The sequence below is a fragment of the Corynebacterium sp. LaCa117 genome (genome assembly GCF_046717765.1).
Taxonomy (GTDB): domain Bacteria; phylum Actinomycetota; class Actinomycetes; order Mycobacteriales; family Mycobacteriaceae; genus Corynebacterium; species Corynebacterium kefirresidentii.
Genome location: NZ_CP177102.1, coordinates 474,978 through 488,267 on the forward strand (window position 1 = coordinate 474,978; position 13,290 = coordinate 488,267).

A 13,290-nucleotide genomic window follows, 5' to 3' on the forward strand; every position below is an offset into this window, starting at 1 on the left:
ACTGCACAGTTCTCTAGTCCACTGACCAAAACCTATAGATTCACAGAAGGGAATCCACCACCACATGTCCGAGATCAAGTACGAATTCGGTGCCATTTCTTCCGCCGCAGCTGATATCAACGCCACCTCAGGTCGCATCAACAGCACCTTGGCAGACCTGAAGGCGCGGCTGCAGCCGATGGTGAGCACTTGGGAGGGCGAGTCCGCAGTGGCTTATAACCAGGCACAGGCCAAGTGGGACAAGGCATCTCAGGAACTCAATACCGTGCTCGCGACCATCTCCAAGACCGTCTCTCAGGGCAATGATGCAATGAGTGACGTTAATCGTCGCGCCGCCGCAAGCTGGGGTTAGATCCGCGCCCCGCCTGCACTGTTTCAGGCTGTCTTGGCCGAGCTTGCGGTGCCACTGACCACACCCGAGTGGCAGGAGGCGGACGCAGCCGCAGTCTTGGCAAAAGATTGCAGCGTGAGCACTTTTTGACCAATACCTCTTTTCCTCTCTTCCACCTTTTCAAGTCGTACCTTTCTAGTCCACACCCACGAGCCGGTACCTTCCGTTTGAGCCGCGGAAGGTACCGGTTTCGGCGTTTTGGTTTTCGAGCAGGTGAGCAAGTAGGGTAGGAGACCTATGTGTTCGCTCGTCGGTTAGCAGCTGGCGAAGCGCTCCCTGCAGGTCTCCACCGGCCGCTGTACGGGAGTGGATGGATGCTTAGCGCTGGCCGGCAGTTCCGAGACAGACTTTCAAGGAGTCAAATTGTCTACTTTCCACCCAAAGAGCGGTGACATCACCCGCAAGTGGTACGTCATCGACGCTACTGATGTGGTGCTGGGCAAGCTCGCTTCCACCGTTGCAGACCTGCTGCGCGGCAAGCACAAGCCACAGTTCGCACCGAACGTTGACGCTGGTGACCACGTCATCATCCTCAACGCTGACAAGATCCACGTTTCTTCCGTTAAGCGCGGCCGCGAGATGCGCTACCGTCACTCCGGCTACCCGGGCGGCCTGAAGTCCATGACCCTGGGTCAGTCTTTGGACGCCAACCCGGTTCGCGTTATCGAAGAAGCCGTTGCCGGCATGATGCCGCACAACAAGCTCTCCCGCGCTTCCATCAAGAAGCTGCACGTCTTCGCAGGCGAAGAGCACCCGTACGCCGGCCAGAAGCCGGAAACCTTCGAGTTTAAGCAGGTGGCACAGTAATGTCTGAGCAGAACATCGACAACAACGTAGCCGACGCTGCTGACATCGCTGCAGCAAGCGCCGCTACCGAAGAGTTCACCAACACCATCGGTGATTCGTTGGCTAGCGCCAACGCGGAGACTGAGGCAGAGGTCGAGGCTGCCGCTCCGGTACACGAGGGCCCGATCCAGACCGTCGGACGCCGTAAGCGCGCCGTCGCTCGTGTTCGCCTCGTTGCTGGCTCCGGCCAGATCGTGGTTAATGGCCGCGAGTTCGGCGAGTACTTCCCGAACAAGCTGCACCAGCAGGACATCCTGTTGCCGCTTACCCTGCTGGAGCGCGAGAACCAGTTCGACCTCAAGGTCACCGTCAACGGCGGTGGCCCAACCGGTCAGGCTGGCGCCCTGCGTCTGGCTATCGCTCGTGCACTGAACATCTACAACCCAGGTGACCGCACCGCCCTCAAGAAGGCTGGTCTGCTCACCCGTGATGCTCGTGCAGTTGAGCGTAAGAAGGCTGGTCTGCACAAGGCACGTCGCGCACCGCAGTACTCCAAGCGTTAATCTCGCTTCTACTGCGCGCGCAAGCGCCACGAACGCCGCTGCTTCCCTTTTGGAGGCGGCGGCTTTCGTCGTTTTATGGAAGCGCGGGCGGAAGGAATAGTGCTCAACCCGTCGATAAACCAAAAGCTTGATTTCGCCTAAACCGCCCCAACATGCAATCGCTGGGCACAGGCGTGCATAATTGACTGCATGACTCGACTTTTTGGAACCGATGGCGTTCGCGGCCTCGCGAACAAGAAGCTGACCCCGATTCTGGCCTTGCAACTAGGCCAGGCCGCTGCGGAGGTATTCACCGCCCAGCGGGAATCCTATGAGCGTCGGCCGTTGGCCATTATTGGTCGCGACCCGCGCGTTTCCGGCGAGATGCTGGATGCGGCGATTGCCTCCGGTTTGGCCTCCCGCGGCGTTGACGTGGTGCGCGTGGGCGTGCTGCCGACCCCGGCGATTGCCTACCTGACGGATGACTATGGCGCGGATCTCGGCGTAATGATTTCTGCCTCCCACAATCCTATGCCGGATAACGGCATTAAGTTCTTCTCCGCCGGCGGCAAGAAGCTACCGGACGAAGTAGAAGACCAGATTCAGGCCACCATGGAAAACCTCACTGAAGACGGCCCTACTGGCACCAAGCTGGGGCGCATCATTTCGGAAGCGCCAGACGGGCGCGAGCGCTACCTTAACCATTTGAAGGAAGTGGTCTCTACGGATTTGAGCGGCATCAAGGTGGTTGTAGACACCGCCAATGGTGCGGCCTCCAAGGTTGCTCCCATCGCCTATGAGGCGGCCGGGGCTGAGGTTATTGCTATCCACAATAAGCCGAACGCCTTTAATATCAATGAGGATTGCGGTTCGACGCATATTGAAAAGGCACAGGCGGCCATCGTCGAGCATGGCGCCGATTTGGGCCTGGCCCACGATGGTGACGCCGACCGTTGCTTGGCTGTGGACGCCGAGGGCAATGTGATTGACGGCGACCAGATTATGGCGCTGTTGGCCGTGGGCATGAAAGACGATAATGACCTGCGCTATAACACCTTGGTAGCAACCGTGATGTCCAACCTGGGCCTGAAGCTGGCGATGCAGGAACAAGGCATTGAGGTGCGCCATACCGCGGTGGGTGACCGCTACGTCCTAGAGGAGCTCAACCGCGGAGATTTCTCCTTGGGCGGCGAGCAATCCGGCCACGTGGTGCTGCCGGATGATTGCACGACTGGCGACGGCACCCTTACCGGCCTGTCCATCATGGCGCGCATGGCAAAGTCTGGAAAGTCCCTCAAGGAATTGGCATCGGTGATGACCGTGCTACCGCAGGTGCTCATTAACGTGCCGGTTTCTGATAAGAGCGTCATCATGGACGCCCCCGAAGTACAAGAAGCCATTGCTCAGGCCGAGGAAGAACTCGGCGAGACCGGCCGCGTGCTGCTGCGCCCCTCCGGCACTGAGGAAGTTTTCCGCGTCATGGTGGAAGCCGCCGAAAAAGAGCAGGCCCGCAAGGTTGCTGGGAGGCTTTCCGCCATCGTCGCTGCGGTCTAGAACCGCCATGTGGTGCGGAAGAATTTTGAAAAACTAGGGAACCATTTGGTCTAAACCCCAGTCCAATGAAGGTGAGTACTTTTACCGCATATGGATTTGGGGGAATATACCAGTGTCTGAGGTTTTTCTTCGCCCCTTGGAGGCGATGTCCGCACTACGACAGGTTGTAGCCGATAACGACGAACAACGCGATGCCCACCGGGCCGAGGTACCGGGTTTTCCGGTGTCCGCAGCCGGACGCAACTTTGGCGGCCACGGTGAGCGCATTCGCGACGTTTTGGCGCGCATCCATGAGCGCGGTGGGCAACGATTGGATAATTTATCCGCCACGGCCCACGCCGCACATGAACAGGTGCGCGCCTTTGCCGATTTTGATGAGTCCTTTGGTGGCTCCTTTGTTCGCGGCGGGGAGGCGGACACCAAGTGAGTGCGCTGACAAAATCTCTGCTGGGGGACTATTCCAACGCTATTTCCCAATTCCAATTCGCCTGCCTAGGCAGCTATTCAGGCCCTAGTATGCCGATGAATCTCCTGGGGGAGTTAGTAGGCGCGGTTGATGGCATCGCGCCCGAGAACTTAGTGAAAAACACCGTTGTGGCCGTTGGCGGCAACCGCCCCAAGGGAGGCGGGTCCGGCTTAGAGCGGTACTTGCAACAAGATGATTCCGAGCTTGCGCAAGGCACTATGCGCGAGCACCTCTGTGGTGTCCAGGATGATTTCACTACTGACCGTCAAGACGCCGCACATCTGACTAGCTCGGCGGAGCAGTGCTCGGGCGCTATTGCTGACGTCGTCGATGTCTCTGACACGGCCCTTACCGAGCTCGTCTCAGCGGTCATCCCACTGCTGAATATCTTGTCCATGGTCGCCACCAAACACCCTTTAGCCAGGTTCATCATCCCGATTCTTTCCACCATCGGTGGGAGCATTATCGAAGAGACAAATCACAATATCGCCAGCACCTGCCGCGACCGCGATGATGCGATCGAATCCTGTTATAACGAGTTCGAATCGCGCTGCGAATGCGTATGTGGGCGCCCATTGCCGGAAGAATGTCCGAAGCCGGCAAAACCTACAGATGATGCCTGTCCCGCACCAGTAGAAAAGTGCCCGGATACTCCAGCGCCCACCAAGAAAATCCCGAAAGAAGAGTGCCCGCCCCCGCAGCCCACCGAGCCTGCCCAAGTGGAGTGCCCACCAGAGCCCAAGCCCATGCCGGAGCCTGATTCCAAGCCAGAATCACACCACGCCACCTCCGTGCCACCACAACCGACGCCGCCTTCGTCACCGCCTCCTCCACTGGAGGAGTGCCCTGCCCCGGAGCCGATGAGCGAACCCGAGCCCGAGTGCGAGCCTGCAGCCAAGACGGAAGTGCACACGGAGAATGCATCAGAGCATAGGGCTGAGTGCCATTGCCATGAATGCACTGAGCAAACAATGACCGAGCATCCAGCACGTTCCCAACGTGAAGTAGAGACCACTCGGCCAGCACAGGCGGAGATCATTCCGCCGCAGGAGCCGCCAGAACAGCCGCAGCAGATAGAAGAGCCATGCCCAGAGCCAGAATCTAATCCAGAGCCGAAGCTTAAGCCAGAAATGGATACCGAACCCGCTTCTGAATCGGGCACAAGCGAGGAACCACTGTGCCCAGACAATACCGAGGAGAGTACTGAAGAATGTGTGGATAAGAGCCAAGACAGCACAGAAAGCTGTGAGATCGAGTCCTCCTGTAGCGGTAGCCTCGGCCTAGTCGGTGCCGGAATCGCATTGGTTGGCGTGGGCCTCATTGTGGAAGGTGCTGCACAGTGTCTGGAGAATATGTCCGAACTGGACTGTCCGGTGCAAGAACCTGAACCCGATCCTGTACCTGAGCCGGAACCTGATCCCTGCCCTGAGCCTAGTCCAGAGCCAGAACCGGAGCCTTGCCCTGAACCAGAACCAACTGGTGGTGACGGAGTTATAGCACCGCCTCCAGAGCTGTCTCAGGTAGAGGAGCCAACGCCGCCACCGGAGAAGGTGGCGCACCTCCAAGCCGCCGGTCCCGTAGAGACGTCGGCACCAGCTCCTGAGCCAGCACCTGAGTCGGGCCCAGCACCGAGCCAGGCACCGGATTCAGCACCTGCACCGGCGCCGGCGCCACAGCAGGATGCGGCACCACAGCAAGAGGCGGCACCCGCGCCAGAAGAACCATCCATTAAGGCACGAAAGGCAGGGCAGTGGTAATGAATAATGATTTTGCAGAGTTTGCGCAGGGCTTTCGGGAAAGGACGGCTAAACGCTTGCTGGAATTTGAAAAAACGCTGGCGAAAGCGCAGGACGAGCTAGAAAAGTCCGCAGATAAGGCCATGCAGGAGGCACGGAGGGAGGAGAGGCAAGTGGGACGTCGACAAGCGGCGGTGCCAAGGCCCCGATATGGCGCTGCCTCGGCGCGCTCACGGAACGCGTCGGGGCAGGTGCAATCTGTGCTGCGGCGGGGCTAAAGCCTTAGGCGTCGCGGGTTACGCCGGCGCGCTCGGCCAAGTCCTCGCCTACCAGGCTTTCTACCTTCTTCGCGCTTGCCTCTGGATCTGCAAAGGCGGCGTAGGTGGAATCGTCATTGAGGGTGGCTAGCAAGAAGCCGGTGACCAAGCCGCGGGCGATTTCGGTGGGGCCGGACTGGAAAGCAGCGGTGCCGATTGCCAGCTTGCGCAGACGATCTTCGGTAAAACCGGCCTGGCTGCCCTTGTCGACGGCGCGGAAGCACACCGGGCCATTCCAGTTATAGGCCAGCTTGGCGGGGTTGCCAGCATTGAAAATGTCGTCCTGGCCAGAACCGATGACTAGGCCTGGGGTGTTGATGCGGCGGGCTGCCTGCACCGCAGAGGGGGAGGTGACCGAGGGGTAAATAGCGGCTACAGCCGCAACCTTCTTATTGTCCAAGGCCCCAAGCACGGCGATGCCACCGCCCATGCCGTGGCCAATCATGCCGAGCTTGCCTGGGGAGACCGTAATGTTTCCGGCGCCTAGCTTTACCCCTGCGGCAATCTGCAATGCGGATTCCATATCCGCAGCTAGGTTGCGGTGGTCGGGGAAGAGGCCGGTCTCAGAATCGGGGGCTACCACGACGATGCCCCAGCTAGCCAGGTGGCGCAGGGTGGCGTGATAATCCTTAATTTTGTGCATCCAGTCATGGCCAAAAGCCACGGCGGGCAGGCTCTGGCCCTCCGCGGGGGTATAAACCTTGCCGGTGATTCCGGCATAGTCAAGGTCGCCAACCAAAACTCGGTTGCGGCCACGCTTCGACAACGTTGCTAGATGTTTCTTCAAATTCGCAGACACGCATTCCAGGATAGATGAAGATCACCCGCCAGGCGGGAAAGGGTGCGGGTTTATCTGAGAAAAATCTACGCAATATCCGGCCGAGTTGCGGGTGTGGCGGCACGGCTTTCCTAAGCCCCTCCTAACTTGCGCCCCTATGCGCAAGGGAGTGCAATGTGTGAACACCTACGTACTCTTTTTCTGGGAAGGCAGGCTGCGGTACATGACTACCGGCGTCGTTGATGTGGAAGAACTTTCTACTCGCTATGGAATGGAGGTAAAGACCGAGGTCATTGACCGCGTGGCGCATGCCTCCGATGCCTCTCACTACCTATACACCCCCAAGGCAGTCATCGAGGCTCGCTCCGCCGAGCACGTGGCCGCCATTTTTCGTGCCGGCCGGCAGCAGAATGTTCCGGTAACCCTGCGCTCCGGCGGCACCTCCCTGGCAGGCCAAGCTTCCGGCGATGGATACCTGGTGGATGTGCGCAACCACTTCCGTGGCATTGAAGTTTTGGATGAAGGAAAGCGCGTGCGTGTCCAGCCCGGCGCGACCGTGCGCCAGGTCAACGCCCGCCTAGGCCTGCGCAACCGCAAGCTTGGCCCGGATCCGGCCAGCGAATCTGCCTGCACCATCGGCGGCGTGGTGGCCAATAACTCCTCCGGCATGGCCTGCGGTACCGAGCTCAATACCTATAACACTCTGGAATCGCTGACCTTCGTACTACCCACCGGCACCGTGATTAACACCGCCGATTCGGACGCAGACCGGCAGTTCCAAGAACAGGAGCCGGAGCTGGTGGACACGCTTATCCGCCTGCAGCGCCGTGTGCGCGATAACCAGGAATCCGTGGATATTATCCGCCGTCACTTCCAGCTGAAAAATACGATGGGCTATGGGCTCAATTCCTTCCTCGACTTTGATAGCCCGGTCAAGCTCTTTGAGCACCTGCTTATCGGTTCGGAAGGAACCCTGGCCTTCATTGCGGAAGCGGTATTCCGCACGGTGCCGATTTCTAAGCTGACCACCACCACGGTGGCCGTATTTAATGACCTCACCGCTGCCACCAAGTCCCTGCCGGCCCTGCTGGATACCGGGGCGGCCACCCTAGAGCTGATGGACTCTGCCTCTATTCGCGTCGGTCAAGGCTTTGATAAGGTGCCGCAGGCCATTACCGGTTTCGATGTGGATAAGCAGGCCGCGTTGCTCATTGAGTATCACGCTGATGCCCAAGAGGAATTGCAGGAGAAAGAAAGCAAGGGATCGCAGCTCTTGCGCGAATTGCCGCTGCAATCGCCGGCTGCCTTTTCGGCTGATGCCGCAACGCGAAATACTGCCTGGAATTTCCGTAAGGGCCTTTACGCCCAGGTAGCAGAGGCGCGCCAGTCTGGCACGACGGCCCTTTTGGAAGACATCGTGGTGCCCGTCGGCGATCTGGCAGATACTTGTTCTTCCCTGCAGGAACTCTTTGCCCGGTATGGCTATGACGATGCCGTTATCTTCGGCCACGCCAAGGACGGCAATATCCACTTCCTGCTTACGGACCGCTTTGAAGGCGATGATGCTATCGGCCGCTATAACGATTTCAATGAGGGCATGGTGGACTTGGTCCTCTCGGCCGAGGGCAATCTCAAGGCGGAACACGGTACCGGCCGCGCCATGGCGCCGTATGTGCGCCGCCAGTACGGCGATGAGCTCTATGAGGTAATGCAGGAACTCAAGCGGGCCTGCGATCCCACCAACACGATGAACCCCGGCGTCATCTTGGACGATGACCCCGATGCACACATCAAAAACATCAAGCTCAACCCCACCGTGGAAGAGGAAGTAGACCGCTGTGTGGAGTGTGGCTACTGCGAGCCGGTCTGCCCGTCGCGCGACCTCACGCTTACCCCACGCCAACGCATTGTGGTGCGCCGCGCCCGCAAGCGCGCGGAAGAAGCTGGCGATAGCCAACTCGTCGCTGAGCTAGATCAAGCCTACGAGTACATGGGCATCGAGACCTGCGCCGTGGATTCGATGTGCCGCACTGCCTGCCCAGTAGGCATCGATACCGGCAAGTTCATCAAGCGCCTGCGCCGCGAGGAAGCCCAGCCAGCGCAGCAAAAGCTGTGGGGTGCTGCCGCCAAGAACTGGCAGGTAGTCAGCCAAGGCGCCGGGGTAGCGCTTACCGGCGCGCACCTCTTGCCCACCGAGCTAGTCAAAAAGGTTACCGATGTAGGCCGCAGTCTCATCGGTGCCGATAATCTCCCGCAGTACCAGCCAGAGTTGGGCAAGGGCGGCAAGTCCCGCGGACGCTTGGCTGGGCGCGTGGGAGACCGCTACGCGCAGACCACTGGCATCTACCTGCCAGCCTGCGTAAACACCATGTTCGGCCCGCAGGGCAGTGGTAAGGGCGCGACCGATTCCTTCGTCGCCCTCTTGGAGCGCGCCGGGGTAGCGCTGGAGGTTCCGCAGGGCATCGACAAGCTCTGCTGTGGTACACCATGGTCTTCCAAGGGCATGCAGGCCGGCCACGATGCAATGGAGCAGCGCGTGCGCGATATCGTCATGGACGCTACTGATGGTGCGCGCCTGCCGGTTATCGTGGACGCCAGCAGCTGCACCGCTGGTTTTAAAGACATGTTGGAGTCGGTGGGGATTACCGTTATTGACGCCATTAGCTTTACGGCCGATACCTTGCTGCCGCAGCTGGAAGTAAAGAATCCACTGGCTTCCGTGACTGTGCACCCCACCTGCTCTGCCTTCCAGCTGGGCATGATGGACGATGTAGAAAAGGTGGCCCGCGCCGCCGCGACCGAGGTACACATTCCCACCGAGTGGAATTGCTGTGGCTATGCCGGCGACCGCGGCATGCTGCACCCGGAGCTTACCGCTGCCGCCACCCGCGCCGAGGCAGCGCAAGTCAAGGAAATCGGAGCGCAGTATCACGCCTCGACCAACCGCACTTGCGAGCTTGGCCTCACCCGTGCCACCGGCGAGGATTACCACCACATTTTGGAGCTTTTGGAAAAGGCATCGCGCTAGTTTTCCCAGCACAGTAGCGGGTGGGGTGCCGTGCCTTGCTTGCCGACGCCCCGCCCGCCTAGAGCTTTGCCCCTTGTGCTGTAAAATCAGCAACCATGTGTGGAATTGTTGGATATATTGGTCACGCTGGTGGTGACCGTGATTACTTCGCCCTCGACGTAGTTCTGGAAGGGCTGCGCCGTCTGGAATACCGCGGCTATGACTCCGCTGGTGTAGCAATGTACGCCGATGGAGACATCAGCTGGCGCAAGAAGGCCGGTAAGGTCGCTGCGCTGGATGCTGAGATTGCAGCCCGCCCGTTGCCTGACTCCGTGTTGGGCATCGGCCATACCCGCTGGGCTACCCATGGTGGCCCTACCGACCTGAATGCGCACCCGCATGTGGTCGATGGTGGCAAGCTGGCCGTGGTGCACAATGGCATCATTGAGAACTTTGCCGAGCTCAAGTCCGAGCTTTTGCACAAGGGCTATAACTTCGTTTCCGAGACCGATACCGAGGTTGCTGCTACGTTGCTGGGAGATGTCTTCCACAATGAGGCAGCCGGCGACCTGACCAAGGCCATGCAGCTAACCTGTGCTCGCCTGGAGGGTGCGTTTACTCTGCTGGCCATCCACGCCGAGCAGGCCGATCGCATCGTTGCCGCTCGCCGCGACTCCCCGCTGGTTATCGGCTTGGGTGAGGGCGAGAACTTCCTCGGCTCCGATGTATCCGGCTTTATTGATTACACCAAGTCTGCCGTGGAGATGGACAACGACCAGGTTGTGACCATCACCGCGGACGAAGTGGAAATTATCGATTATGAGGGCAACCCTGCACAGGGCAAGCCTTTTGAAATCAAGTGGGATGCCGCCGCTGCGGAAAAGGGCGGCTTTGATTCCTTCATGGAAAAGGAAATCCACGACCAGCCTTCCGCCGTGCGCGATACCCTGCTGGGCCGCTTCGATGAGCAAGGCCAACTGACCCTCGATGATCTGCGCATCGATGAGACCGTGCTGAAGTCCATCGACAAGATCATCGTCATTGCCTGCGGCACTGCTGCCTACGCCGGCCATGTGGCGCGCTACGCCATCGAGCACTGGTGCCGCATTCCTACCGAGGTCGAGCTCGCTCACGAGTTCCGCTACCGCGATCCGATCGTGAACGAGAAGACCCTCGTTGTTGCGCTGTCCCAGTCCGGCGAGACCATGGATACCTTGATGGCTGTGCGCCACGCCCGCCAGCAGGGCGCCAAGGTCATTGCCATCTGCAATACCCAGGGCTCGTCCATCCCGCGCGAATCCGATGCCGCGCTCTACACCCACGCCGGCCCGGAAATCGCCGTGGCCTCCACCAAGGCCTTCCTCGCGCAGATTACCGCCACCTACCTGCTTGGCCTCTACCTGGCTCAGCTGCGCGGCAATATGTTCGCCGATGAAATCCAGGGCGTTCTCGCTGAGCTGCGCCACATGCCGGATAAGGTCCAAAGCGTCATCGACGAGGAAGACCAGGTAGCCAACCTGGCCAATTCCATGAAGGACGCGGAATCCGTGCTCTTCTTGGGCCGCCACGTGGGCTTCCCGGTGGCTCTCGAGGGTGCGCTGAAGCTCAAGGAGATCGCTTATCTGCACGCCGAGGGCTTTGCTGCAGGCGAGCTCAAGCACGGCCCAATTGCGCTTATTGAAGAAGGCCAGCCGGTCTTCGTTATCGTGCCATCCCCACGTGGCCGCGACTCCCTGCACTCCAAGGTCGTCTCCAATATTCAGGAGATCCGTGCCCGCGGTGCCATCACCATCGTGATCGCGGAAGAAGGCGATACCGCCGTGGAGGATTACGCTAACCACGTCATCCGCATCCCGAAGGCGCCGACCCTCATGCAGCCGCTGCTGGCTACCGTGCCGCTGCAGATCTTCGCTGCCCACGTAGCCAAGTCCAAGGGCTACGACGTGGACCAGCCGCGCAACCTGGCCAAGTCCGTGACCGTGGAGTAATCCACTCCAAGCGTCCGCCGTTAGGCCCCCTTACCTGCCGCGTTTCTTGCGTGGTAGGAAAGGGGGCGTTGGCATTTCTTTGCAGCTTGAAACTGTTATGCTTTAGGGAGCAATCGTTGTCGGTGAAAGGAGTAGGCAGTGCTCATCCGTCGTGTTTTCGCCTAAAACACTGAAGGAAGAACGGATTTAAGCATGCCTATTTTATTAAAAGACCTTTCCCTTATATGGCCCGATGGCACAACCTGCTTCAGCGGTCTAAATGGCGCCTTTTCTGGCCCTTTAACTGCGCTAATTGGAGATAATGGTGCAGGGAAGACAACTCTATTAAACGTCATCCTTGGAAATATCTTGCCTACCGCCGGAACGGTGGAAAAGCCGGAATCGGTAGCTTACCTGCCACAAGACCTTGCTTGGAATAGAGATGACGTAGTAGCAGACATCTTCGGTGTCACCCAGGTGCTCGCGGCGATTTCCGCAGTCGAAGCTGGTGAGTATGACCCTGAACTCTATGAGTTAATTGGGGAGCAATGGGACGTCGGTGAGCGCATTACCGCTGCCCTTTCTGCCGCTGGATTGGATATCCCGTTGGACCGCCCTATCGAAAGCCTCTCTGGAGGGGAAGCGGTCCGCGTCGCTTTGGTGGCGGTGTTTTTGTCCGAGCCAGATTTCATTATCCTCGATGAACCGACCAATAACCTCGATGGAACTGCAAAGAAATATCTGAAAGATATGTTGGTAAATGCCGTGGCACCGGTGTTAGTGGTAAGCCATGACAAAGACCTGTTGGATGTAGTTTCTGAGGTAGCGGAGTTAAGGGATGGGAACCTACGCTTCTTCCAAGGAAATTATTCCGATTACCTTGCCTCAATTGATGCAGAACAGGAAGCTGCTCGAAAGGCAGTATCCACCGCCAAAGCGACTTATAAGCAGCAACTCCGCGAACAACAAGCAATGCAGACACGGATTGCGCGTGATGCGCGCCGGGGAAGGAAGTTCGCAGAGTCGAAGCGCAAGCCTGGCATGACGATGAAGCTTGATAAACAGCGAGCCGAAAAGACAGCATCGCGCAGAGCACAGCTGCATTCAGGCGCAGTTGAAGCAGCCCAACGCTCTATAGTTCGGGCAGAGCGAAATATACGTGATGATGACTCGGTGTATATCAAGCTGCCACGAACTGAACTGCCGGAAGGAAAGCGGGTTATTTCGGTTCCCGGGCTGTCGATTGTCGGCCCAGAACGCGTGCGCTTGTCAGGGCCAAATGGAAGTGGAAAGACCACGCTCTTAAACCGAATTGACTCTGGTGAAGCGGGCTTCGTTATCGACAACTCAGGATACTTACGTCAACGAATTGTGTTAGATCCTTCTCTCAGCGTGTGGGACGTGGTTACCAACGCGAATCCACAAGAGGAGCCGCAGTTTATCCGTGATCAGCTTGCTCAGTTGTTGTTTCAATCTGACTCGGTTCATGCGTTGACAGGGACCCTTTCGGGAGGCGAGAGGTTCAGGGCGGAATTCGCCAGAGTGCTCTTGGCGGATCCGGCGCCGCAGTTGCTAATGCTCGATGAGCCGACCAACAATATTGATATTTCAACTGTTGATTGGCTGGTCTCGGTATTGAAAAGTTATCGGGGTGCATTGCTAGTGGTGAGCCATGATGAAGATTTCTGCTCGCGGATAGAACTTACGAGGCAAGTTTCTATAGAGGACATTGGATGAGCCGACTCC

At 58.7% G+C, this 13,290-nt stretch carries 11 protein-coding genes; 10 read left to right on the forward strand and 1 reads right to left on the reverse strand.

What is annotated here, in order from left to right; translation table 11 throughout:
* Positions 1–64 precede the first annotated feature (64 nt).
* The 7 genes from ACLI1L_RS02445 to ACLI1L_RS02475 all read left to right on the forward strand — a co-directional run bounded on the left by ACLI1L_RS02445 (position 65) and on the right by ACLI1L_RS02475 (position 5,753).
* Positions 65–352: a WXG100 family type VII secretion target gene (locus ACLI1L_RS02445; RefSeq protein ID WP_005322746.1), complete on the forward strand. Its 288-nt coding sequence runs from the start codon at positions 65–67 to the stop codon at positions 350–352.
* A 402-nt stretch (positions 353–754) separates the two neighbouring features.
* The gene (gene rplM / locus ACLI1L_RS02450; RefSeq protein ID WP_023020603.1) at positions 755–1,198 is read left to right on the forward strand and encodes a 50S ribosomal protein L13; all 444 of its coding nucleotides are present in this window, start codon (positions 755–757) and stop codon (positions 1,196–1,198) included.
* On the forward strand, positions 1,198–1,740 hold the full coding sequence (rpsI, locus tag ACLI1L_RS02455; RefSeq protein ID WP_049360564.1) for a 30S ribosomal protein S9: 543 nt from the start codon (positions 1,198–1,200) through the stop codon (positions 1,738–1,740). Before rplM ends, rpsI begins: the two co-directional genes overlap by 1 nt.
* Before the next feature lie 189 nt (positions 1,741–1,929).
* Positions 1,930–3,273 carry a phosphoglucosamine mutase gene (gene glmM / locus ACLI1L_RS02460; protein ID WP_411707955.1) on the forward strand — a complete coding sequence of 448 codons (1,344 nt, stop codon included), beginning with the start codon at positions 1,930–1,932 and terminating at the stop codon, positions 3,271–3,273.
* Positions 3,274–3,418: 145 nt separating this feature from the next.
* The gene (locus ACLI1L_RS02465; protein WP_411707956.1) at positions 3,419–3,700 is read left to right on the forward strand and encodes a hypothetical protein; all 282 of its coding nucleotides are present in this window, start codon (positions 3,419–3,421) and stop codon (positions 3,698–3,700) included.
* A complete protein-coding gene (locus ACLI1L_RS02470; RefSeq protein ID WP_411707957.1) occupies positions 3,697–5,496 on the forward strand; it encodes a hypothetical protein in 1,800 nt (599 codons plus the stop codon). Before ACLI1L_RS02465 ends, ACLI1L_RS02470 begins: the two co-directional genes overlap by 4 nt.
* Positions 5,496–5,753, forward strand: coding sequence for a hypothetical protein (locus ACLI1L_RS02475; protein ID WP_411707958.1), 258 nt, complete (start codon positions 5,496–5,498; stop codon positions 5,751–5,753). The genes ACLI1L_RS02470 and ACLI1L_RS02475 overlap by 1 nt, the downstream gene beginning before the upstream one ends.
* 4 nt (positions 5,754–5,757) lie before the next feature.
* On the opposite strand, the gene ACLI1L_RS02480 is transcribed toward ACLI1L_RS02475, so the two are convergent.
* Positions 5,758–6,591, reverse strand: coding sequence for a dienelactone hydrolase family protein (locus ACLI1L_RS02480; RefSeq protein ID WP_411707959.1), 834 nt, complete (start codon positions 6,589–6,591; stop codon positions 5,758–5,760).
* 202 nt (positions 6,592–6,793) lie between these two features.
* On the opposite strand from ACLI1L_RS02480, the gene ACLI1L_RS02485 reads away from it, so the two are divergent.
* From ACLI1L_RS02485 to ACLI1L_RS02495, 3 genes are all read left to right on the forward strand, one after another.
* Complete coding sequence (locus tag ACLI1L_RS02485) at positions 6,794–9,598, forward strand: FAD-binding and (Fe-S)-binding domain-containing protein (protein ID WP_411708347.1); 2,805 nt, start codon at positions 6,794–6,796, stop codon at positions 9,596–9,598.
* Positions 9,599–9,693: 95 nt separating this feature from the next.
* Entirely contained in the window at positions 9,694–11,565 is a 1,872-nt protein-coding gene (gene glmS, locus ACLI1L_RS02490; RefSeq protein ID WP_411707960.1) for a glutamine--fructose-6-phosphate transaminase (isomerizing), read from the forward strand.
* A 192-nt stretch (positions 11,566–11,757) separates the two neighbouring features.
* Positions 11,758–13,281: an ABC-F family ATP-binding cassette domain-containing protein gene (locus ACLI1L_RS02495; protein ID WP_411707961.1), complete on the forward strand. Its 1,524-nt coding sequence runs from the start codon at positions 11,758–11,760 to the stop codon at positions 13,279–13,281.
* Positions 13,282–13,290: the final 9 nt, after the last annotated feature.